The organism is Tissierellales bacterium, from assembly GCA_025210965.1.
Taxonomy (GTDB): domain Bacteria; phylum Bacillota; class Clostridia; order Tissierellales; family JAOAQY01; genus JAOAQY01.
In genome coordinates, this window is sequence record JAOAQY010000034.1 from 120,053 (window position 1) to 143,966 (window position 23,914).

The 23,914-nt window shown below is 32.0% G+C and carries 18 protein-coding genes and 1 pseudogene; 13 read left to right on the plus strand and 6 right to left on the minus strand.

The window, feature by feature from the left end; translation table 11 throughout:
* Window positions 1–9 precede the first annotated feature (9 nt).
* The 7 genes from N4A40_02505 to N4A40_02535 all read left to right on the plus strand — a co-directional run bounded on the left by N4A40_02505 (window position 10) and on the right by N4A40_02535 (window position 9,342).
* Window positions 10–705, plus strand: a complete 696-nt coding sequence (locus N4A40_02505; GenBank protein ID MCT4660705.1) for an ABC transporter ATP-binding protein — start codon at window positions 10–12, stop codon at window positions 703–705.
* Window positions 702–1,925: an ABC transporter permease gene (locus N4A40_02510; GenBank protein MCT4660706.1), complete on the plus strand. Its 1,224-nt coding sequence runs from the start codon at window positions 702–704 to the stop codon at window positions 1,923–1,925. Before N4A40_02505 ends, N4A40_02510 begins: the two co-directional genes overlap by 4 nt.
* Window positions 1,926–1,941: 16 nt before the next feature.
* Window positions 1,942–2,622, plus strand: coding sequence for a YIP1 family protein (locus N4A40_02515; GenBank protein ID MCT4660707.1), 681 nt, complete (start codon window positions 1,942–1,944; stop codon window positions 2,620–2,622).
* A gap of 222 nt (window positions 2,623–2,844) precedes the next feature.
* On the plus strand, window positions 2,845–6,279 hold the full coding sequence (locus N4A40_02520; GenBank protein MCT4660708.1) for a pyruvate carboxylase: 3,435 nt from the start codon (window positions 2,845–2,847) through the stop codon (window positions 6,277–6,279).
* A gap of 105 nt (window positions 6,280–6,384) precedes the next feature.
* Window positions 6,385–7,389, plus strand: coding sequence for a hypothetical protein (locus N4A40_02525; GenBank protein ID MCT4660709.1), 1,005 nt, complete (start codon window positions 6,385–6,387; stop codon window positions 7,387–7,389).
* An 11-nt stretch (window positions 7,390–7,400) separates the two neighbouring features.
* Window positions 7,401–9,080 carry a single-stranded-DNA-specific exonuclease RecJ gene (gene recJ, locus N4A40_02530; protein MCT4660710.1) on the plus strand — a complete coding sequence of 560 codons (1,680 nt, stop codon included), beginning with the start codon at window positions 7,401–7,403 and terminating at the stop codon, window positions 9,078–9,080.
* 10 nt (window positions 9,081–9,090) lie between these two features.
* On the plus strand, window positions 9,091–9,342 hold the full coding sequence (locus N4A40_02535) for a hypothetical protein (GenBank protein ID MCT4660711.1): 252 nt from the start codon (window positions 9,091–9,093) through the stop codon (window positions 9,340–9,342).
* A gap of 42 nt (window positions 9,343–9,384) precedes the next feature.
* Here the strand turns inward: N4A40_02535 and N4A40_02540 are convergent, their stop codons facing one another.
* From N4A40_02540 to N4A40_02550, 3 genes are all read right to left on the minus strand, one after another.
* Window positions 9,385–10,095: a LexA family transcriptional regulator gene (locus tag N4A40_02540; GenBank protein ID MCT4660712.1), complete on the minus strand. Its 711-nt coding sequence runs from the start codon at window positions 10,093–10,095 to the stop codon at window positions 9,385–9,387.
* A gap of 25 nt (window positions 10,096–10,120) precedes the next feature.
* A complete protein-coding gene (locus tag N4A40_02545; protein MCT4660713.1) occupies window positions 10,121–11,215 on the minus strand; it encodes a 6-phosphofructokinase in 1,095 nt (364 codons plus the stop codon).
* 184 nt (window positions 11,216–11,399) lie between these two features.
* Window positions 11,400–12,647, minus strand: a complete 1,248-nt coding sequence (locus N4A40_02550) for a RelA/SpoT domain-containing protein (GenBank protein MCT4660714.1) — start codon at window positions 12,645–12,647, stop codon at window positions 11,400–11,402.
* A gap of 136 nt (window positions 12,648–12,783) precedes the next feature.
* On the opposite strand from N4A40_02550, the gene N4A40_02555 reads away from it, so the two are divergent.
* The 6 genes and pseudogenes from N4A40_02555 (at window position 12,784) to N4A40_02580 (ending at window position 18,352) form a co-directional block, all read left to right on the plus strand.
* Entirely contained in the window at window positions 12,784–14,265 is a 1,482-nt protein-coding gene (locus N4A40_02555; GenBank protein MCT4660715.1) for an ABC transporter substrate-binding protein, read from the plus strand.
* 65 nt (window positions 14,266–14,330) lie between these two features.
* Entirely contained in the window at window positions 14,331–15,629 is a 1,299-nt protein-coding gene (locus N4A40_02560; protein ID MCT4660716.1) for a stalk domain-containing protein, read from the plus strand.
* 8 nt (window positions 15,630–15,637) lie between these two features.
* Window positions 15,638–16,378 carry an ABC transporter permease subunit gene (locus tag N4A40_02565; GenBank protein MCT4660717.1) on the plus strand — a complete coding sequence of 247 codons (741 nt, stop codon included), beginning with the start codon at window positions 15,638–15,640 and terminating at the stop codon, window positions 16,376–16,378.
* A 2-nt stretch (window positions 16,379–16,380) separates the two neighbouring features.
* A complete protein-coding gene (locus tag N4A40_02570) occupies window positions 16,381–17,079 on the plus strand; it encodes an ATP-binding cassette domain-containing protein (GenBank protein MCT4660718.1) in 699 nt (232 codons plus the stop codon).
* A gap of 44 nt (window positions 17,080–17,123) precedes the next feature.
* Window positions 17,124–17,639: a cob(I)yrinic acid a,c-diamide adenosyltransferase gene (locus N4A40_02575; protein ID MCT4660719.1), complete on the plus strand. Its 516-nt coding sequence runs from the start codon at window positions 17,124–17,126 to the stop codon at window positions 17,637–17,639.
* Window positions 17,640–17,731: 92 nt separating this feature from the next.
* Window positions 17,732–18,352 (plus strand): annotated as a pseudogene (locus N4A40_02580) (GTP pyrophosphokinase family protein).
* 313 nt (window positions 18,353–18,665) lie between these two features.
* Here N4A40_02580 and N4A40_02585 read toward each other — a convergent pair.
* The 3 genes from N4A40_02585 to N4A40_02595 form a co-directional block, all read right to left on the minus strand.
* A complete protein-coding gene (locus N4A40_02585) occupies window positions 18,666–19,721 on the minus strand; it encodes an NAD(P)H-dependent oxidoreductase (protein ID MCT4660720.1) in 1,056 nt (351 codons plus the stop codon).
* Complete coding sequence (locus N4A40_02590) at window positions 19,721–20,968, minus strand: lactate dehydrogenase (GenBank protein MCT4660721.1); 1,248 nt, start codon at window positions 20,966–20,968, stop codon at window positions 19,721–19,723. Before N4A40_02590 ends, N4A40_02585 begins: the two co-directional genes overlap by 1 nt.
* 14 nt (window positions 20,969–20,982) lie before the next feature.
* A partial coding sequence (locus tag N4A40_02595; protein ID MCT4660722.1) for an adenylyltransferase/cytidyltransferase family protein occupies window positions 20,983–23,914 on the minus strand: 2,932 nt, incomplete at its 5' end.

Below are 23,914 nucleotides of genomic sequence, written 5' to 3' on the forward strand. Positions count from 1 at the left end.
GAGGGCGAAATGATTCAGATAAAAGATTTATGGAAAGTTTATGATACAGGGAGTGTAGAAGTAAGAGCACTTCAAGGAATAGATTTGCATATAAAAAAAGGAGAATTTGTTTCCATCATAGGAGCATCTGGTTCTGGAAAATCAACACTTATGAATATATTGGGGTGTTTAGACAAACCAAGTGATGGATTATATAGCTTGGATGGAGAGCAGATTGAAAAATTAAAAGCAGAAGATTTGGCTTATATAAGAAATCAAAAAATAGGATTTGTATTTCAATCTTTTAATTTGATTCCTAGAGTTTCAGCTCTTCACAATGTAGAGTTGCCGATGATTTATGGAAAGATTGGTAAAAAAGAACGTCGTGAAAAAGCTAGAAATGCTCTTATAAGAGTTGGGTTAGAAGAGAGAATGGAGCATAATCCAAATGAATTGTCTGGAGGTCAAAAGCAAAGAGTTGCCATTGCTAGGTCTCTTGTAAATAATCCAGCAATAATTTTAGCAGATGAACCTACTGGAAACTTAGATTCCAAATCTACGGATGAAATAATGGATATATTTCAAAAGTTGAATGACGAAGGGGCTACGGTTGTCATAGTTACACATGAAAATGAAATTGCAGAAAAAACTAAGCGCATCATAACATTTAAGGACGGACAGATTATTTCAGATGTTATGAATGAGGTGAGGGGGAGTCAGAATTGAATTTTAGGGAGAGTATATCCATAGCTATAAAAGCAATTTGGATAAATAAAATGAGATCATTACTCACTATGCTTGGTATTATAATAGGAATAGCTTCAGTTATAGCGGTTGTTGCACTTGGAAATGGTACAGAGAGTGCCATAAATGGCGAATTCGAATCTTTTGGAGTAAATAGGGTATACCTATTTCACAACTATCAAGAAGAAATAACTACAAAAGATCAAATGACGAAAGAGGACTATAACTCTATAAGACGAGCTATGTATGATAAAATAGAGCATGGTTCTATTACATTTAATAAAAATGGAACCATGGTAAATAAGTTAACCAAAAAAGAAGTAGACTTAACGCTTAATGGAGTTAATGAAGAGTATGATTCATTAGGGAAGATAGAAGTTATAGAAGGCAGATTTTTATCAGATTCAGACTTGCAATCAAAAAGACAAGTTGCAGTAATAGATGATGAACTCGCCATGGAGATTTTTGGCAAAAAGGATGTTGTTGGCTCTAAAATAGTTACTAAAATGAATTCTCAAAATATGACATTTATAGTTGTTGGCGTATATGAAAAACCAAAGTCAATGTTTAGCGGAATGGGTGGAATGGAAGAACCAAAAAATATATATGTTCCTTTATCTGTGATTGAACAAACATTGGGTCTTGGAAACTATGTTTATACCATAGAAATTAGTTTGAAATCAACAGAAAATATTGAATCAGATATGGAACAAATAACTAGTCTGCTCGAGCGAAAACATGGTAATGTTGGAGAAGAAAAGTATAGGATACTTTCGGCAGAAGGACAGATGGAAGTTGTCAATGGAATTATGGGAATGCTAACTTTAGTAATTGGAGCTATAGCAGCTATTTCACTTCTTGTTGGTGGAATAGGAGTTATGAACATAATGTTAGTGTCTGTTACAGAGAGAACAAGAGAAATCGGAATACGAAAGGCTCTTGGAGCAAAACATAAGGACATAATGATGCAATTCCTAGTGGAATCAATAATAGTATCTGGAGTTGGAGGAATAATAGGTACGCTTTTGGGGATGGGTCTAGCACAAATTATTTCGGCATATATACAAATACCACCATCGACTGGTGTTGGGACAATAGCGATTGCATGGATATTTTCTGCAGGTGTTGGTATTTTCTTTGGCTTATATCCTGCTAATAAAGCAGCCAAATTAGATCCGATAGAAGCTCTTAGATATGAATAGGAGATGAATTTTTGATATGGAAAGCACGATTAAGCAAGAAAAAAAAGAAATGAATAAACTTGAGCGCATTGGTAAAATATTCACTAAACCAAAGTTAGCATTTGAATCTATAAGGGAAAATCCAGATAGTATTATGGTTTTAGGAATATTTACATTGATTGGAGTAATTTGTTTTATCTTTACTAAAGATTATTATAAGTTAGCTACTATGGATAGTTTAATAAACGGCACTCAGGTTGAAGGTTTAGAAATCAATGATGCTATGATAAATGCTGTTACTGCAAGTGCTATTATATTTGGAGTGCTGAGCGTTTTTGTAGCACCACTTCTTAAAGGGCTTTTAACACATTGGATATCATTATTGTTTGGCGGAGATGGAACATTGAAACAAACGATATCTGTTACAGTATACTCATATTGTATAAGTGTTTTCGGATTCATAGTTAAAAGCGTACTTATGATTATTACAGATAACTATTTAATTACATTTTCACCAGCAGCATTTTTAGATGCAAGTAATACAAGCCAAATGGGACTATATTATATACTAAGTACATTTGAAGTATTTAATATTTGGTATTTGATTGTCGCTGGAATAGGATACTCAATAGTACAAAAAATATCACTAAAAAAAGCTATGCTTATAACATTTATTCCAACTATTTTGATTTTGGCAATACAATTAACTTCGCTATAAATATATAGACTATAGATATAGCTAATTGAAATTATTCAATTAGCTATATTTTTTTGTTTCACATTAATGCATAAATATGCTATAATAGTTTTTATTAAAAGAGTGATGAATTAACAATATAGAACGATTCACTTTTCAATGATAAAGCGATTATTTTCTAAAAATATACATTTAAAAATGAAATCGGTTGTCAGCTGTATTTTATAGGATGGAGGCGAAAAAATGAAGAAATTTAAAAGAGTATTGATTGCCAATAGAGGCGAGATTGCAATACGTATTATTAGAGCTTGTAGCGAGTTAGGAATTCGTTCAGTAGCTGTTTACGCTGAGGAGGATAAGTATTCCTTATTTAAAACTAAGGCAGATGAAGCTTATAAAATTGGTAAAGGCAAGGGACCTGTTGAAGCTTATTTGAATATAGATGAAATAATAAAATTAGCAGTTAAAAAGGGCGTAGATGCAATTCATCCTGGTTATGGATTTTTGTCTGAAAATCCAGAATTTGCTGAGAAGTGTGAGCAGGCAGGTATCGTATTTATTGGGCCTACACATGATATGATGGATGCACTTGGAGATAAGATTAACTCTAAAATTCTAGCAAAAAAAGTTGATGTACCAACTATTCCAGGTGTAGAAAAACCTATACAATCAGAATCTGAACTTTTACAATTTGCAGACGTTTGTGGTTATCCATTAATGCTTAAGGCATCAGCTGGTGGTGGCGGTAGAGGTATGAGAATAGTGAAAAGTGAGAATGAGCTGGTTTCTGAATATAGAATGGCAAGAAATGAAGCACTTAAAAGTTTTGGTAGTGATGCGATTTTTGTTGAAAAATATCTTCAATCACCAAAGCATATTGAAGTACAGATATTAGGTGATTATCATGGGAATATAGTTCATTTATATGAAAGAGATTGTTCAGTACAGAGAAGACACCAAAAAGTAATAGAAATGGCACCAGCACTTAATTTAGACGAAACAGCTAGAGTGAAACTTTGTGAAGATGCTGTGAAAATAGCGAAAGCTGTTAATTATAGAGGTGCTGGAACAGTCGAGTTTTTAGTTGATAGTGACGGCAGACACTACTTTATTGAAATGAATCCTAGAATTCAGGTTGAGCATACAGTTACGGAAATGGTAACTGGAATAGATTTAGTACAGTCACAAATCCTAGTTGCTCAAGGATATGAACTTTTCTCGGACGAAGTAGGAATAGAAAATCAAGAAAGCATAGTAGTTAATGGATATGCTATACAGTGCAGAATAACTACAGAAGACCCTCACAACAATTTTGCTCCAGACACTGGAAAACTAGATGTATATAGAACTGCATCGGGATTCGGAATTAGACTTGATGGGGGTAATGGATTCTCAGGGTCTGTTATAACTCCATACTATGATAGTTTGCTATTTAAGATGACGGCTTTTGGCAGAAGATTTGAAGATGCTAGAAGAAAGGCTGTTAGAGCGTTACGTGAAAATAGAATTGAGGGAATAAAAACAAACGCAGATTTCTTGATAAACGTATTAAATCATGAAATATTCAAAAGAGGAAATTGTGATACTAATTTCATAAAAGACCATAGTGAATTGTTTGATATAAGAGAACAAAAAGATCAAGAATATAAATTACTTAATTTCTTAGGAGAAAAGATAGTAAATGAAACAGGCGGAGTAAAGCGAGAATTTGATGTACCAGTAATACCTAAAATGCCAAATCCTAATACATTTAGAGGCACAAAACAAATTCTAGATGAAAGAGGAGCTAAAGGGTTAACTGAGTGGGTTAAGAGTCAAAATAAATTATTGCTAACTGATACTACAATGAGAGATGCTCATCAGTCGCTTATGGCAACTAGAATGAGAAGTAGAGATATGATAAAAATAGCTAGAGCTACAGCTGTTGCAGAAAAAGATTTATTCTCACTTGAAATGTGGGGAGGAGCTACTTTTGATGTGTCGTATAGATTCCTTAAAGAATCGCCATGGCAGAGGCTTGAAGAACTTAGAAAAAGAGTTCCAAATGTTTTGTTCCAGATGTTGCTTAGAGGATCTAATGCAGTTGGGTACAAAAACTATCCAGACAATGTAATAAGATCATTTATAAAAGAAAGTGCTGAAGCAGGTATAGATGTTTATAGAATATTTGATTCGCTTAACTGGTTAGATGGAATGAAGCTTTCTATTGAAGAAGTTCTAAAACAGGGAAAGGTTGCAGAAGCGTGTCTTTGCTATACTGGAGACATATTGGACACGAACAAAAATAAATACACGCTTGATTATTATGTTAGAAAAGCAAAAGAGATAGAAGCTACAGGAGCACATATATTGGGAATAAAGGATATGTCGGCTCTTCTTAAGCCACATGCAGCTTATGAGCTTATAAAGACGTTAAAAGAAGAAGTGGATATGCCAATACACTTGCATACTCATGATACGACTGGAAATGGTGTTGCTACTGTACTTATGGCAGCACAAGCTGGAGTTGACATAGTTGATACTGCTATAAATAGTATGTCGGGACTTACTAGTCAGCCAGCACTTAATTCAATAGTAGCCGCACTTCAGCATACGGATAGAGAAACAGGTTTTGATTTAGGACATCTTCAGCAAGTTTCGGATTACTGGCAAGCAGTTAGGGGTGTATATGAGTCTTTTGAATCGGGACTTAAATCTGGTAGTGCTGAAATATACAAGTATGAGATACCAGGTGGACAATATTCAAATCTTAAACCACAGGTTGAAAGTTTTGGTCTTGGTCATAGATTTGAAGAGGTTAAGCAAATGTATTGTGATGTTAATCAAATGTTTGGTGACATAGTTAAAGTTACTCCATCTTCAAAAGCTGTTGGAGACATGGCTATATTCATGGTTCAAAATGGTCTTACTCCAGAAAATATATTGGAAAAAGGAAAAGACTTAGCATTCCCAGATTCTGTTATCAGTTATTTCCAAGGAATGATGGGACAACCAGAAGGTGGATTTGATCCAAAACTTCAAAAAATTATATTGAAGGGAATAGAGCCTATAACTTGCAGACCTGGAGAACTATTAGAAGACTATGATTTTGAAGAAGCAAAACATGATTTAGAAGAATCATATAATAAAAAGTTTGATCAAAAAGATTTGCTTAGTTATGCACTTTATCCAAAGGTATTTAAAGAGTATGTAGATCATACCAATAAATATGGAGATTATATGCGAATGGGAAGTGATGTGTTCTTCCACGGAATTGCAGAAGGTGAAACTTGCGAAATAGATATAGAGCGAGGAAAAACTCATGTTGTTAAATTAGTTCAAATAGGAAAAGTTAATGATCAGGGAATGAGAGGCGTTGTATTTGAAGTAAATGGAAACAGACGTGAGGTTCAAATAAAAGATACTAGAAAACCTGTGGCAACATCGGAATCACAAATGAGATATGCGGATGAAGATAATGAAAGTGAAATTGGTTCTAGTATTCCTGGAAATGTGTATAAAGTAATGGTACAAGTAGGGCAGGAAGTTAAAGAAAATGAGACGATAGCTATACTTGAAGCGATGAAAATGGAAACAGTTGTTACTGCACCATTTGCTGGAACAATAAAGAAAGTATGGATTGATGAAGGCGAAAGAGTTGAATCAGGTCAATTGATATTTGAAATTGATAAAAAATAGAATAATTATTGAATAAGTAAGAGCCAGATTGTTTTATTATTTATAAAACAATCTGGCTTTTATGATATAATGAGATAGTAAAAAGTATGAATTGAGGAGAACAAAATGGAAAAAATGATATTGATAGATGGGTCGAGTTTATTATCGACATCTTTTTTTGGACTATTACCGAAAGAATATTTATATGCAAAGACAACTGAGCAAAGAAAAGCAGCATTAAAGAAAGTGATGCAGACATCTGATGGTGTATTTACAAATGGTGTGTATGCGATGACTAAATCTTTGATGAATCTTATAAAGCAACAAAAACCAAAATATTTTGCTGTAGCATGGGATGTTACTCGAAATACATTTAGAAAAGCTCTTTATGAAGAATATAAGGCACATAGAAAAGAAACGGCGCCAGAGCTTAAAAGTCAATTTCAGTTGATGCAACGTATTTTAGATGAGATGGGAGTTGCGCAATTTAAGTCAGAACAATACGAGGCAGACGATTTTCTAGGGTCACTTTCAAAGCATTTTAGAGGACAGGCAAATGTTTTTATATTGACTAAAGATCAAGACAGTTTGCAACTTATAGATGATACGACTAGAGTTTGGCTAACGACAAGTAAAAATAAAGATATGTATGATGAAATTGGTCAATCACGAAATGATTTCAAATTACCTTCAGGTGTTTTTGAACATACACCTGAAACTATAAAGTATTTTTATGGGCTAGAATATCCAAAACAGATAATAGACATGAAAGCTATAGAGGGGGATAAGTCAGATAATATTCCAGGGGTAGCTGGAGTAGGAAGCAAAACGGTTATTCCTTTGTTAAAAATATATGGAACAGTTGAAAATTTATATGAATCAATAGAATCCCTTTCGGCAAAAGAAGAAAAAGAATTGAAAGCATTACTTAAAGAAATGGGAGTTAATCGATCACCATTAAATAAATTAGCAGAAGGAAAAGCATATGCATTCTTAAGCAAGCAATTAGCGACTATCAACTGTGATATTTTTGATAATGACGATTTAGAAATAAAGGATTTAGAATTAAAAATAAATGAAAATCGAAAAAAAGAAATTTTCGAAGAATTAGAATTCAATAGTTTGTTATAAGGAGCTTATATATGAAGACATTATGGCGATATATAGATCAGCAGAGTGACGATATTTTGAAATCATTGATGGCCGACAGAGGAATAACAAAACAAGATGATGTAGATGAATTTCTTAGTGATAGACCTAGGAGAACCTATGACCCTATGGCCATTGATGGAATGAAGGAATTAGTAGAAAAAATAGCTTCTGCTATAAAACAAAACAAGAATCTTGTAATAGCTGGAGATTATGATATGGATGGTATAGGAGCGGTATCAGTACTGATTGAGTATCTGAAACCTATTATGCCACAAGTACAATATTATATTCCAAATAGATATACTGATGGATATGGGCTTAGCAATGGAGCGCTCGATTATATAAAAAATGAAATGAATGGAGAAATAGTACTAACAGTTGACAATGGAATTAGTTGCTATGAGCAAGTTGAGTATGGCAAATCAATAGGTTTGGATATTATAGTAACTGATCATCATAACCCACCAGAAAAACTTCCAGATTGTTTGCTTGTTGATTTGAAGTTAAATAGAGACAATTATCCATTTAAAGAATTGTGTGGATGCGGTATAGCATTTAAGATATGTCAGGGATTGAATACGATTTATAAAATACCTAAAAGAAAATTACTAGAACTAACAGATATAGTGGCATTATCTACTATTGCAGATGTAGTTAGTCTAACTGATGAAAATAGAACTTTGGTTAAATTTGGATTATTACAATTGAAATCAGGAAATAGATTGGGAATAAGAGAATTGTGTGAAGCTTTGGATATGAAAGTGGACGAGATAAAATCAGGGAGTATAGGGTTTAGATTGGCACCATGCTTTAATGCTAGTGGTAGAATGGAAGATGCAAGGTTAGGTGTCGAACTTTTAGTTACTAATGACAAAAAACGAGCAAAAGAACTCGCAAATTATTTAAAGCAATTAAATGACGAGAGAAGATCGGTTCAGGAATCGGGAGAAGAAAAATGCCAAGAACTAGTTGAAAGAAAATATGCTGATGATTTGTTCTTGGTAATTAGAGAAGACAGTGTCTCAGAAGGTGTAATGGGAATTATTGCAGGAAGGCTTAGAGATAAATATTATAGACCTACTTTAGTTATGACTCAAACGGAAAAAGGAGTATTAAAAGCTAGTGGTAGAAGTATAGATGGAATAGATCTTTATGAAGAAATGAAATCGTGCGAAGATTTGTTTATAGGATATGGAGGTCATGCAAATGCTTGTGGATTGTCGATGGAAGCTGATTATATTGATGAACTTCGAAGTCGATTGAATTCTAAAATGCAAAAGCTAAACATGGAAGACAAAGAACTATATAATCCTAAAATTGTATTGGCTGGCGATGTTTTGCCAAAAGATTTGGATTTCGATTTTTTAGAGTTACTTGAGAAAATGGAGCCATTTGGAATGGGGAATCCTACACCTATATTTTCAATGACTGAGGTGAAATTAGAGAATTCGTATAAAAAATTCTGCGGAAATAACGAACAACATTTGAGAATACAGGGCTATAAAGATAATCTTAAAATCAATGGCATAGGTTTTTCAATGAGTGAATATTATAGAAATATTGGAGAGCCATCTGTGGTAGATTTAGCATTTGTACCTAAAATTAATGAATGGCAGGGTAAAAAAAATATACAATTGATGTTAAAGGATTTGAGAGACAGCAATGAATAGGAGGATTATTATGGCGGTAAGATTTAGTATCTGGGATACGAGTGAAGAAAAAGCGACTTTGACTATTAATAAAAAAAAGAAAATACTATTGAAAATAGTGGAAAGACAAAAGGAACACACATTGTATAGCGGAGCAAATAAGAGATTTTATGTAACTAGCACATATAGTGGAATTCCTCATGTTATTATGGAATTTAATAGTGAAGAAGCAGCGGTAGAAGAATTTACTGCTAGAGTAGAAAAGGTTTATGAAGAGATTTAAATAAAAAATGCGCTGATACATTTAAGTATTAGCGCATTTTCTTTAATTGCCCAAATAAAATTCAATTTTGAAAAGTCTTCCTAATATATTTACTTCTTTTTGTTGTACCTTAATCTGGCGTAAGGTATTAGGATGACTTATCAAATAATAATTTGATTGGTCAGCGTATTTCAGTTTTCGTATCATTCGTTGACCTTTAAATTCTACAAAATAGATTCCATTTTTGTTAAATGTTTTTGTTTTTTCAACAAGAGCATAGTCATTTTTATGCAGTCTCAAACCTTTCATTTCTAAATCATTTACTTGTATATAGAAAAGTCGTTCTTTGTTAAAACCTTCAACTCTATTATCTATAATTGGTAGTCTACGAGTAGATAATAGTGTTTTTAAAGAGTAATCATATACAGGTAATTCTGCAAAAGCATTCCCAAATGCAGTTTCCCAAACATGAGATTCTTTAGTTGTGTTTGTATTTTTCTTAGACTTAGGTTTATAATTTGTTTCACCAGCTAATAAATCTTCCATAGTTTCATAAATCTCTGTTTCAGATCTTGCTATGGAGAACTGATTGCTTTCGACATCTTGACCCAAAGCTTTTTCGATTTTTCTTAAAACTTGGTCTTTTATTATTATTTTACTAGATTCAACATCTAATATATATTTTTCAGATACACCTATTTTTTTAGCTAATTGCTTAGCTGTCATGTTTTTTTGAATTCTAATCTTTTGTATTTCTTGTCCTATTTTGTTCATATAAATACCTTCTTTTGTCGTTTATTTAATCTCCGAAAGAAATGCCTAGGGCTTTGGCAACAGAAACAAGTTCACCATCAGGATTAACTTGTTTATTTTCACCAATTACATTTTCGAGAGATTCATATGATAATTTACCTTCTTTTATTGCAACCATATTTCCAAATTTGCCTTCCATGGCTAATTCAACAGCAGCAGCTCCATAACGAGTAGATAACAGACGATCATATGCCGATGTTATACCTCCACGTTGCAAGTGACCTAGAACTGTACAGCGAATCTCATGTTCTGTTATTCTTTCTTCAAGGTCTTTTGCTAGTTTATTTCCAATTCCGCCCAATCTAATTGGATCAGGACTGTCTTTCACGACTTTATTCACAATTTGTTGTCCACCTAACTCTTTTGCTCCTTCTGCAACTACGATTATACTAAATGGTATGCCAGCATTGCTTCTTTGCATTATCTTTTCAGAAACAGCTTCTACAGAGTAGGGAATTTCAGGAATCAATATAACATCTGCAGAACCAGCAATACCTGCATGCAAGGCAATCCAACCAGCATGTCTGCCCATTACTTCTAAAAGCATTATTCTATGGTGTGATTCAGCAGTAGTGTGAAGTTTATCTAAAGCATCGACTACAACATCAACAGCAGAGTTGAAGCCAAAAGTAACATCTGTAGAAGAGAGGTCATTGTCTATAGTTTTTGGCACACCAATTACATTGACTCCTTTTCTAGCAAAATCTCTTGCACTTGTAAGTGTTCCGTCTCCGCCTAATATTATCAAGACATCAATGTTTTCTTTTTTTAGATTTTCAACAGCTACATCGGAAACATCTTTTTTTATTTCTAGACCGTTTTCTTCCACCGTATAATCGAATAAGTTGTCCTTATTAGAACTATATAATATAGTTCCACCTTTATGCAATATACCAGATACGGCTTCTAAATCGAGATTTACAAAATCATTGTTATAAAGACCACGATAACCAAATTTATAGCCGATAACTTCACATCCATATTTTAGTATAGCGGTTCTAGTCACTGCACGAATTACGGCATTAAGACCTGGACAATCGCCACCACCTGTTAGTAATGCAATTTTTTTTACTTCATTCATCATCATCACTCCAATTTTAAAATACGATATCACAAGATTGAGATATCTAACAATAGCTATGAATATCTTTAAGTTCCCCCCGAAACATACAAGAAAATCCACATAAGTATATTATACATCAATGAGAAATGCTTAGCACGAGTAAAATCAAAGAGAATAGATTATATTTGTATAATTTAGAATATTATTGATTCAAATAATCGCTTAATTTATTAGCTGCAATTAAAGCATAGTGAATATCTTCATCAGACGGTAAGTGCTTTCGGTGAATCAATTTATTGCGAATGTTTTTTATATAATCTAAATAGTTAAATAGTTCATGCTCTACACTCTGAGATTCTGGTAAAATATCATCATTATTTCTGGTGAAAATTTTGTGCCTAATCTCTAAATCAATTAGTACGTTTATCAATTCATTGAGATGAATTGAATCAATATGACTAGCATTAATCATATAAGAATTCGAATATGGATTGTGGCTTAAAGTTTCTAACTTCACCTGCACATATGCGGCATAAAGTGAAGGATCATCAAATAGTATTAAGTCGGTAATTTGCTGTACTACGGTTGAATCTTGAGTGTTTAAATGTAGTTTTACTAAATAAGGAGATAATTGTGCTGGACTATTTAAATTAGTTGATTTTAGAAATTTAAATAAGCGATCAGCACGTCCCATTACAAGTGTTTCAGGATTGAAATTATATGAATTAGAGAGTTTATCGTATAAAAATGCTGCTAATTCATAATGATTAGAAAAATAAGGCTGATCCCTAGTGATACGATCTTTATATGCAGTTTGAAGCCGACTTAGAGCTATTTCACCAGATAATACTAATCCATTTAGTTCATCTAAAATTTCATATTCAGCTTTTGAAACAGTACCATTTAGAGGTTTGTAAACCAAATCATGTTCAACTTCAGCCCATGCATGCATCAAAACAGAAGCTACTTGGACTTCTAAAATAATTTGTTTATAATCATTTTTTTTATCAGGAAGCTTTTTGTTATTAAATCGCATTCTGTAGTGGGTAGCTCTATATCCGGAAAACATTTTGTGATATGGAACTTGAGGTTTTGATTTTGAACTTGAATCTTTTCGAGGAAATTTTCTTATATCAATTATGTCGAAATTCTTCTTTAATATTTTTTCAATCTCTACTTGATCTCCAGGAAAGTAGAGCGCAATACGTACACCAGCTAAATCAACGATATCATCTCTAATATCTTCGATACTAGCATAAGTTTGAAAACTAGATCTTTTCAATATTTTTTCTCTTAACTTCGAAGGGCTCTTAGCTCGGTAGGATACTATAGCTCTAACACCTGAACGACTCAACTCCTTTTCACATACCTGAGCACAATATTTAGAAGCCTTCTGATAAAGTTCTATATTACGTGTGTATTTTTGAATAAAAGCGTCAATTAATTTCATATCAGTCCTCCATACTATATTCAATTAATAATTACCCACAAATGTAAATTTTCAAGCTAAATACGGCAAATTAAAAAATTTATTTGGAGTATTTTTTTGTATGTTATAATTAATGGTATAGACTGGGGGAATGGGCATGCAAAGATTAAGAAAAATACAGATAATACTTTTGGTAATATTGTTATTAATATTACCTTCGTGTAAAATACAAAAAACAAAAGTTAGCAAAATAGATTCTGAAGATATTTTAGAAATAAAACGAGATTATATGGTTATGAATTTGTCAGGAGAACCACTTGATTTAAATCCACAAACTTCTAGTGATTCTAATTCCAAGCAAATCATATCACAAATTTATCAGGGATTATTCTACACTGAAAATGATGAGTTGAAAAAAGGGATAGTAGATGAGTATAAGATATCCGATGATGGACTCGTATATAAATTTACGATCAAAAATACTAATTGGTCTGATGGTAAAAAACTAACTGCTTTAGATATAAAAAATTCATGGATGAGTGTTTTAAATCCGGAAAATGCTGTTATTCAGAGGGATGAATTGTACAATATAGTAGGAGCTAGAGAATATTCGAAGGGTATGAAGTCAGAAGAACAGGTGGAAATAAATGTTATAGATGAGCAAAACTTAGAGGTAAAATTAAAAGAATTAGATCAAAATTTTATTTTTAAACTTAGCAAAATGATTTACTATCCATATAGAGATGAGGATACATTTTCTGGACCATTTAAACTTGATAATTGGATGCATCATAAAGAAATAGAACTTTCGAAAAATGATTATTATTGGAATCAGGAAAATGTAAAATTAGATAAAGTTATCGTGAAACTTATGACTGGAAATGTAAAGCCTATAAATGAATTTGCCAAGGGAAACGTAGATTTAACGACAATACCTAGACAAGAATTATATAGATATGAGGGAAGCGATGTTTTGAAGCATGTATCTAGTCATAAAACTTTTGCCTTAATGTTTAACTTAGATAATGATATTACAAAAAATAAAGAGTTGAGAGCTAAGATAAAACAGGAATTCCCATTTGAGGTGTTTTTAAAAGAAATACTCAATGATTATAGTGGAAGTGTAAAATCTTTTTTCAAAGGAGAGATTATTGAAGAATTTCAGAAAAAAGATGATGATGTGATTTTAAAAAATACAAACGGAAAAATTAAAATTCTAACTAAAAATGAAGATGTTTCGCTAAAAATATCTGCAATTGTAGATCAAATATTAACGGAAAATGGTATAGAGTCAAATGTTGATACTGCAGTTGGTGGACTTTACTACGATAGATTGAATAAATCGGAATTTGATATAGCTGTGGTAGAGCTAAATGCAGATAAATTAAATAGAAATGATTTTTATCAAAATTTTTATTCTGAAGGTTATTATAACTACTATAGTATAAAGGATATTGACGATATATTGAGATCAAATGATAATGAACTGATTCAAAAAACAATTGACGACAAAAATTATGCTATTGCAATTAGTAACGGTATGAAGCATTATCTATTTAGTAACAAATACAAAAATCTTAGATTTATAAACGAAGGAATTCTTTTCTTAGAGAACGTAGAGCTAGTAAATATTGATTAATTTGTGCAAAAGCTCTACAATAATAAGAGGAAAAACAATTTTATAGACGATAGGGGAGGATCATGATGAGAAGAAAATTAGGAGTTATCTTATTAGTTTTACTTATGCTAGGGGCAAGTAAAAGCGTATTTGCATTAGAAACTCAAAGTATCAAAATTGATGAATTGGGTGAGGGGTATAAATTAATAGACAACAATTTGATGATTTCAGATAGCGAATTTCAGGAAAAATTTGGATACGAGATTAAAAGAGTAGCAGATGTTTTGGAATTTAAAAGCGATAATGCATCAATCAAATTTGACACAAAAGAGAATGTATTTGAAATAAATGGTAAAAAATTAAGGTCAAATATTCAATCAAAAGATATAGAAGGACAGATATATTTGCCATATAGACCGCTGATGTATGCTATAGGATACGAAATTCAGTGGGATGGAGAGTCGAGAAGTGTTGTTTCAAATAGTGATGTGAAGAGTGAAAAGTTTGAGTACAACATAAAAGTTCTATCAGGTCCGACAGCAGTTAGTTTTGGAAAAGCAGTGTTGAATGAAAATTATTTGGGATTTAATGCAGACTACAAGGTAGAGGTTTTAAATCAGCCTAAATTAGCGAGTGCAAGTATTTTATCTAAAGAGGCAGATGTTATCACTGTACCAAGTAATATGGCGGCAATATTGTACAACAAAGGAGCTGAATATGAAGTAGCTGGGACTATGATTTGGGGAAATTTATATTTAGCATCTAGCGAAGAGATAAGTTCTATTGAGAATTTGAGAGGAAAAGATATATATTTAACTGGTAAGAATGCAACTCCAGATATATTATTACAAAAAATACTTAAGGATAATGGTTTAGATCCACAAGTAGATGTGAATCTAGTTTATCTTCCAGGTCCACAGGATTTAGCGTCATATGCTATATCTGGAAAAGCTACTATAGCTGTTTTGCCAGAACCAATTATGACTAAAGCTAGTATGAAAAATAAAGATATAAAAGAAGTATATGATTTCCAAAAATATTGGAAAGAAGCTTATAATACTGAATTTGGATATCCACAAACAGTTGTATTTGTAAAAAAAGAATTCAAAAATCAGCACCCAAATGCATATCAGACGATGCTATATGCATTAGCTAACGATATAGATTGGATGAATACAGATTTGGAAGCAGCTGCTGTTATGGGTGAACAGTTAGAAATAGGATTAACTGCTCCTATACTAAAAAAAGCTTTGCCTCGTAGTAATTTTCATTTCAAATCAGCACAAAATTCAAGAAAAGCTTTGGAGACATATTTGAAAGCACTTTATGAGTTTAATCCTAAAACTATTGGAGAGAAAATACCAGATAGTTCATTTTGGAAGTAGGTAATAAAATGTATAAGCGTTTGATATACGGAGGTAGTTCTCTAATATTGATAATAGTTATATGGAAAATACTGGCGATGAAATTAGCTTCGCCAGTATTATTGCCTACACCAGAATATACTTTATCAAAATTAGTGGATATAGTCAGACAAAAAGAATTTATAAATATTGTTATGGCAACATTAAAAAGAGTATTAATAAGTTTTTCTATATCACTTGTACTTGGAGCTGTTCTGGCATATTTGTCGCATATATTTGAAATAATTAAATATATGATTTGGCCATTAGTTAGCTTTATGAAAGCAACACCAGTAATGGCTTTTATTTTACTTTTGATGATATGGACTAGAGCGTATGCACCAGTTATTGTTGGAACAATGATGGCATTTCCAATTATTTATGGAAATATTTTGACTGGGCTTGGAGAGGTTGATGAACAATTGCTTGAAATGGCTAAGAGTTTTGAGGTAGATAGAGGGCAGATTGTAAAAAATATCTATATACCTTCCATTACGCCATATGCTGTAGCAGGTATGACATCTGCATTTTCTATCAGCTTCAAGGCGCTTATTGCAGCAGAAGTATTAGTTCAACCAAAGCTTGGGATAGGAACCGTATTACAAAATGGCAGCATGTATTTTGAAACAGAAACAGTATTTGCGTGGGTAGGAATAATACTTGCTATAGCTATGGGTTTTGATATTTTGCTAAAGCGAATAAATCTTAAGTTTCGAAAGTGGAGTTTATAGTTATGATAGATATTAAGAATTTGAGTAAATCATTTGTTAAAAATGAAAATATAATACATGAATTCAACCTTAAATTGGAACGAAATGGTATTACTTGTTTACTTGGGCCTTCTGGGTGTGGAAAGACTACACTTTTGAGGTTAATTGCAGGTCTCGCAAAAAGTGATGGTGGTTCAATAGATGGTGTTCAAAACATTAGTTTTGGATATGTATTTCAAGAGGATCGTTTGTTACCATGGCTTAGTGTGAGAGAAAATATAGAATGGATACTCAAGAAAGATAGTGATGTAGATATTGATTTTTATTTAAAAATGTTAGAGATTGAGAATGCTAAAAATTTGTATCCTAAAGCACTTAGTGGTGGAATGAAACAGCGTGTTTCAATAGCTAGGGCATTTGCATTTGATGCGGATATCATATTGATGGATGAACCTTTCAAATCATTAGATTATGAACTTAAAATGACATTGATGAATTCTATAATTAAGCTGAATCAATATGAAAAAAAGACTATTATAATAGTTACTCACGATGTTCAAGTAGCAGCGTTTTTAGGTGATAATATAATTTTGTTAAAAGGTAATCCGCTTAGAGTAAAAACAAAGATAAATAGTTTATTAAGTGATGACGAAAGAGTTGTAAATAATCCTATGCTCAGCGAATTAGAAAAAAAGATATACAGTCAAATGAAATTAGATTAGAAAGTAAGCTTTTGCTTGCTTTCTTTTGAGAAAGGAAGAATAAAATGGAAAGAGGATACATACATATTTATACTGGAGATGGCAAAGGAAAAACTACAGCTGCTTTTGGTGTAGCACTTAGAACTTTGCTTTGCGATAAGAGAGTTTTTGTAGGTCAATTCGTAAAAAGTATGGCATATAGTGAAACTAACATTACTAGATGGACTGAGAATATTGAAATAGAACAATTTGGTTGTGGATGTATGTTGGATAGAGAAAAAGATGAAGAGGATATCAAACATGCTAAGCAGGGGTTGGTCAGATGTCGTGAGATATTTGAAAAGAATGAATATGATTTGATTATACTAGATGAAATATTTATAGCTATAGATCTTGGATTAGTTACACAAGAGGAAGTTGAGAAACTAATGAGCTACAAGCCAGAATATGCAGAGTTAATATTAACTGGCAGAAATGCTCCAGAAGCATTGATAGCTAAGGCAGATTTAGTTACAGAAATGAAGTGCAAAAAGCACTATTATGAGAAAGGTGTATTATCTAGAGCTGGCATAGATTGTTAAAACTGTATGAAATCTGTGAAATCAGTGGTAGAAGACATTGAATATTTATTGCGTAAATTGTATAATATAGCTAGCACAATGTGAAATGAGGGATGGACATGATTCAAGATTGGAAAATTGCTTTGATAGCCTACGAGCAAGCCGTAGAAGAATTAAAAGTTAAGTTTAAGAGTATACGCAAAGAATTTAGAAAAATTGATGAGTATTCACCGATAGAATTTGTTACAGGTAGAGTTAAGAAGATTTCAAGTATAATAGATAAGGCTAAATTAAGAGATATTCCACTTGATATCAATCGAATAGAGGCTGAGATAGAAGATATCGCAGGTATTAGGATTATGTGTCAATTTGAAGAGGATATACAGACTGTAGTTGAGTTGATTAAGCAAAGAGACGGAAAAGATCTTAGAATAGTTGAAGTTAGAGACTACATTACAAATATGAAACAAAGCGGATATAGAAGCTATCATGTTATAATTAAGTATCCGGTACAGACTGCACTCGGAGAGAAGGAGATATTAGCCGAAATACAGATAAGAACGTTGGCAATGAATTTTTGGGCAACGATTGAGCATTCTTTGAATTATAAATATCAGCACAATATACCAGAGCCTATAAAAGATAAACTAAAAAATGCAGCGGATGCAGCCTATAAATTAGATGAAGAGATGTCTCTGATAAGAGAAGAGATTATGGAAGCGCAGGAAGAATTTCAAGCAAAATCAACACTTGTTGCTACTTCACTCAATTTGCTTCAAGCTATGCATTTTTCAGGAAGAGTACCAGAAATCGAAGAATTACAAGCAAAATTCTACGAACTTCAAGAAGAAGGGAATTACCATAAATTAAAGGAGTTCAAAAAGCATATTGATAAGGTTGCTAAATCATATGGTATAGCACTTGCTTATTAAAAATTTGTTATTTAAAAATTATTGCTAAAATAAAAGTCCTATAATAAGAGTCCTATAATATTTAAATTTTATTACAGATTTAAATATTATAGGACTTTTTTGTTTAAGAATTTTACTAAAATGTGTAATTTCTAAAATTGGTTTCAATATGTTTGGCAAATTTCTTTGATTTTAGAGCTATATCTGGAACGTCAAATATAGCTTTGTAATCGTTTGCTGTAGCCATAGTAGCGAAATAAGGTGGAAGAGTAAATGATTTATTCATATTTAAAGCGCTTATTAATTGCTTAGCAAGAGCATCACTTCCAGAATTGCCAGAAACTATTACACTATAAAAAATTTTGTTATAAAATTTAGTGGTCCTATAGAGCGCTGTTAGGCGGTTTATAACAGCAGACATATTTGCAGTAAGAGCATCATTGTAGTTAGGACAGAGTAGTATAACTATGTCTGCATTCAATAAAGCTGGGTAAACCTCATCAACCATAACACCCCCATAAAAGCATGATCGCTGTTTTCCATAATGAAGACACATAGTAAAAGGACAGCCATGACAATCTCTTACAGTGCCATTTTCAATGTGGATTTCATGTACTAAATCGAATGGGATATAACTTTTTATCATATTCCAATAACGAAGGGTGTTAGAATGATTTTCATTACTAGAATGAAGAACTACTATATTGGGATTGCTAAAACTAGGAGATTCAAAATTAACTAATCGTTCTCCTAAATTTTTGCAACAATCAAGACAAACTTCAGACAATTCTTTTTTTATAACTTTTTGCATAGTTAAAAAGTTTCTTAAATTTCCAATAGCTTCAACTAGGGGATGGCCTACAAAGGCACATCCCATTTGATTCATGTGAAAAATTATATTTTGAGCTATTGTTTTAGTGTATAAATCACCCGTTCCCCGGATTAAGAGAGCCGCAACGGAACCCCCAAGCGAATCAGAACCGATTTTATGCATTCGAATAATCCAATCATGAATTTCATTTGAAAATCCAAAATCATCTAAATCTATTGCGAGTAATAGTTTTTTGTTCTTAAGATTTGGCATGATATCAGAATAATATATAGATTCAAAGTCATAACTACTAACTGATGCAGAAATCATTTTTATCAAAAATTCAGATGGATTCTTAGATGACAAAAGGTAAGAATCCATTATAAAATCTCCTTCAAATAAGAATGTGTTTCTTCTAATCTTTTATAAAGCTTTTCTGGAAAATCGTAGCGTTCCCAATCGCATCCACTTTCTAAAAGCCTGTTTTTAGTTCCTATAAAAGCGCCGTCAAAATAGAGAGCACTATAATGCCAATTGCCAGAGATTGTATTTATAAGAGATATGGCTCCTGAAGAAAGAGCTGGTGCTATATATGGTTTAAAGCCTAATTTTCTAACTTCTAAGTTGGCATTTTGAGTAAGCTCAGTTAATTTTAGACTCAGGTCATGATCATAATTTTTAATACTATTTGCAATAATAAGTCCATTTCCATGTGGACCAAATGCTCTACCTACCGAATCGTAGTCATCTAAATTGAATTCATTTTTTGCATAGAAATTTGCGCGAGCATTCATAACGCCTAAACCATAACCACGTATTTGACAGGCACTTAGACCTTTGCAATCAAGATTTCCAGATTCATCAGTATTTGAAGAGATATAAGCACTTTTACAGAGTAAGTCAACTGGGTCAGACACTACTGCGAATAGACCGTTGTAGTTACAATCACGAGCTTTTTTAGCGTATATATTTACTATTTTCGAATTTTGCTCAAATTGAACCATGCGAACATCGCCTTCAACTATGTCAAGTGAAGGTATGGCTTTAGTTGCACAGAAAACAAATAAATCACAATCAAAAACTTGATCTTCGTTTAGTTTGAAAATTTCAGGATATGTTCTATTATCGAAATTTGAAAAAATTTGATTTCCTTCGAAAATTAAACGATCCATTTTAGTTTGATCAAAATCAAATATGCCAATTTGGCTTATTGAATCACCACCTAATAATCGTAAACCTACAACTAAAGTTCTGCCAACATCACCGAGAGCAACTACATTAACTTTCCATTTCTTAGGAAGCTTTTTCCCAAGAAGAGATAGAATATTTGGAGCATTTTCATTTATAAAGCTGACCTTAGATTCACTAATTTTTGATGTGAACCATGCAGGAAAATATATAGATACATTTTCAGCTGAGTTATTTCTTAAATCTTTTAGAGAATCATTTGTTTTTAGACAATCATGTATAGAATTTACACAAAATTGATCTTTTCCATAGTTCGAAAGCGCCCCTATGAAATAAATTAAGTTAGATTTTGCAGCAGTAGTTTCATCAATTTCTTGGAAATTGAAAGATAGTTTTTTTTGAGACATAATAGTAGAATCGTTATAAGTGTAGTAATACATTAAAACATCTCCCTTTATATGAAATTTTTAATTCTGTTTAAATGTTCTAAATCATTTTCTAAGTATCGAGAAGGGGATAAATTCAAGTCATAATCTACGAATTTACCGCGATCAGGATATCTTGGAGAAATGAATACTTCGCCTAAGTGTCTTAAAGTAAGATTGCGTTCTGTTAATTTTAAATATTCTTTTTCTAAAACTTTTAGAATGTCTCTTGAATTTTCAATTGCTACTTTAGAAAGTTCAAAAATAGATAGTTCGTCTGCGCCTTTTATAAAATTTGGAGTGGCATAAGGTAAAATGAAATTTAGTGATGGAATTAAATTTATTTTAGGACTTTGACCTCGCCAAACAGTTTCACCACCTATAAATGGGTAAAATGTGTTTTCATTAAACCATACTCTAAGTTTTGGCAGAAAATAGGCAGAATCGACTGAACGCTCCTGTAAATCCATTAGTTCTTTTCCTCGACCGGATAAAATGCCTACTAATATTTGTTTTACATCTACATGTTTTTCTTTAAGTAATGGATCAAGAACTTTTATTCTGTATCCTTTATTTAAAAGATCATCAACTAAAATGATGGGTTTGTTGAATGCATTTATCATTTCAATCTGATGGTTAAGGCTCATATAGTGTGGATAGGGTTCTATTGTAAAAGATTCTATATCAGGAGCAAACATTTTTTCTGAATGAATAGATTTTGTAATTGTGTTTGGAACTATATATCCTTTTAATATAGAGCCGAATGGTGCACAAACATTCGTTCCCAAAACTCGAGGTTCTGTTTGAATTGGGCTTACATCATTGATTTGACAAATTTTTTGTATTAATTTTTGGTAGAGCATATCTCTATCAAATGATAGTATTAAATTACCTGGGTACAATTTTGTAAGCGTTCTTTGTAACCTTTTTCTTGTTTTTAAAATAATTCTCTTTACATTGTCATTCGACCTAAAGGGCTCTTTTATAATAGTATCTAAATCCAAGGTTAATGTACAAGGATTTGACATATTAACATGATAAACTGGATATTGTTTCCCGCCAATGTTTATAGGTGAAAATCCCTGATCTTGTAAAACATTTGTCATGTGTTTGTTTCTGATTTTACAGATACCCTCATGATATATACCGTATGTATAATCACGAGCTAGACAAAATGAAAGAGTTTCAGTCAATAGTATTTGATTCAATTGCTTGTAATTAACTTTTTTGGAGCTAAATATACCGTCTATTACTATGATTCTACCTATAGCTTTTTCTCTTATGAATTCTGAGATTTTATTATCTTTGAATTCGTGAAATAACATACTTGATCGAGTCCAATGGAAGAACGAAAAGCCAATTATTGTATTGCTAATCATATCTTTTATCATCAAAATTCTAGGGTTTTTAGCTTGAGCTAATTTTTGCATGTTTTTCAGAGAATCTTCTCGACCTTCAAAAAATTGTTTATTAAGGCATGACAAAATTTCCATATTCAAATCTTCTACAACTTCAACCTTTATAAGACTAGTTTGTAATAAGCTTTTGTATTGAGGTTCTCTTCGGTATATTCCAGTTTCATATATAAATTTTTGAGCTAAAGGATCAATTAAAGCAGAAATATCGCGATTTTGATCTATATAGTTTCGTATCTGAGTTGAGCTTATATCTTCGTATTGTGGCGGAAGTTTAAGTCTTATAGTATCACCTTTTATAGACTTTAATTTTTCATCTAAAATAGGAGTATTATCCTCATTAGCATTTGTATTTCTTCGCTCAAATATGATATGAGAAAAAGAATGAATAGAACCTAGAGTAGGCCCTATTTTATAACTAGATGCGTTTAAAATAACATCGCTACCAACTACTACGTATACCTCAACATCTGTGTCAAAGGAATGTCTAAGATGCATAAGGCTTGCGGGATTTGATATATTTACCTGAAAGTCTGGAGGCAAAATTTGAATATTAAATTCGTCAGCTATACTCATTGCTATAATCTCGCGTCTTAGCATATGTGGTTGTGTTCTTTTTGACCAAGAAAATTCATCAACAGCTAAAAATACTTCGAATCCCAAATCTCTGATATTTTTGGCTATTTCTTTATGACCTAGAGTGAAGGGGTCGAAAGTACCAGGGAAAAATGCAATTTTACGTTTTTTCTCTAGTTCTAATTCACCAATAAAGAAGTTGTAGTCTGAAATAAATCTGTATATATGATTTAGTGAAGCCGAACTGTTTAAAAATAGCAATTCATCATCCTCATATTTTGCAGATAAAATTAATATTCTCTTGGCAATAATTTTGAAAATACGATATTTTTGATTGATAGTAAGTTTTTTTGTTCCAAATATATAAGTACCAATTATCAGAAAAGCTTCTTGCCTAACTTGTATATCATAATTTACTAGACCAGTAATCAATATGCCGAGTAATTTTTTAAATCTAGCATCAAATACATCTTTAGATTCTTCGAAATTTTGAGAGTAATTTTGATACACCTGAAGACAATTTCCAACAGTACTTAGAATCAAAAGGCTTATTTGCCTGTTTGCTTTTCGTATTTTTTCACAAAAATCATCAAGGATTTCATCAAATTCTTGAGGTTGTAAAAAAAGTAACATTCGACCTAGATAATAAGGAATATACTTTGTAAAGTGGTAATTTTCCATTTCTAGAGCTCTAATTAGCTCTATACAAACATCATTTCTTTGATCTACAGTTAGATAAGGAGCTATCAATAATAATGACATTCCAGCGTGATTTCTAACATTTTCGACAGCGCTTACTTTTAACAAATTGCAATAGTGCATTGCGGTGTGTAATGCATGTCTTGATGGTTCGTGTTCAACACTTTTTAGAAGTATTTCTATATTGATTTTTTTATCTATCCAATTTGTTGCTGTTTTCAAATTTCTAAGAAAAATATCGCTAATCATAGTCTCACTTTGAGCAGTAAAC

Coding starts and splice junctions, on each gene's coding strand:
- N4A40_02505 (MCT4660705.1), top strand. CDS start 10: ATGATTCAGATAAAAGATTTATGGAAAGTTTATGATACAGGGAGTGTA.
- N4A40_02515 (MCT4660707.1), top strand. CDS start 1,942: ATGGAAAGCACGATTAAGCAAGAAAAAAAAGAAATGAATAAACTTGAG.
- N4A40_02520 (MCT4660708.1), top strand. CDS start 2,845: ATGAAGAAATTTAAAAGAGTATTGATTGCCAATAGAGGCGAGATTGCA.
- N4A40_02525 (MCT4660709.1), top strand. CDS start 6,385: ATGGAAAAAATGATATTGATAGATGGGTCGAGTTTATTATCGACATCT.
- recJ (MCT4660710.1), top strand. CDS start 7,401: ATGAAGACATTATGGCGATATATAGATCAGCAGAGTGACGATATTTTG.
- N4A40_02535 (MCT4660711.1), top strand. CDS start 9,091: ATGGCGGTAAGATTTAGTATCTGGGATACGAGTGAAGAAAAAGCGACT.
- N4A40_02540 (MCT4660712.1), bottom strand. CDS start 10,095: ATGAACAAAATAGGACAAGAAATACAAAAGATTAGAATTCAAAAAAAC.
- N4A40_02545 (MCT4660713.1), bottom strand. CDS start 11,215: ATGAATGAAGTAAAAAAAATTGCATTACTAACAGGTGGTGGCGATTGT.
- N4A40_02550 (MCT4660714.1), bottom strand. CDS start 12,647: ATGAAATTAATTGACGCTTTTATTCAAAAATACACACGTAATATAGAA.
- N4A40_02555 (MCT4660715.1), top strand. CDS start 12,784: ATGCAAAGATTAAGAAAAATACAGATAATACTTTTGGTAATATTGTTA.
- N4A40_02560 (MCT4660716.1), top strand. CDS start 14,331: ATGAGAAGAAAATTAGGAGTTATCTTATTAGTTTTACTTATGCTAGGG.
- N4A40_02565 (MCT4660717.1), top strand. CDS start 15,638: ATGTATAAGCGTTTGATATACGGAGGTAGTTCTCTAATATTGATAATA.
- N4A40_02570 (MCT4660718.1), top strand. CDS start 16,381: ATGATAGATATTAAGAATTTGAGTAAATCATTTGTTAAAAATGAAAAT.
- N4A40_02575 (MCT4660719.1), top strand. CDS start 17,124: ATGGAAAGAGGATACATACATATTTATACTGGAGATGGCAAAGGAAAA.
- N4A40_02585 (MCT4660720.1), bottom strand. CDS start 19,721: ATGGATTCTTACCTTTTGTCATCTAAGAATCCATCTGAATTTTTGATA.
- N4A40_02590 (MCT4660721.1), bottom strand. CDS start 20,968: ATGTATTACTACACTTATAACGATTCTACTATTATGTCTCAAAAAAAA.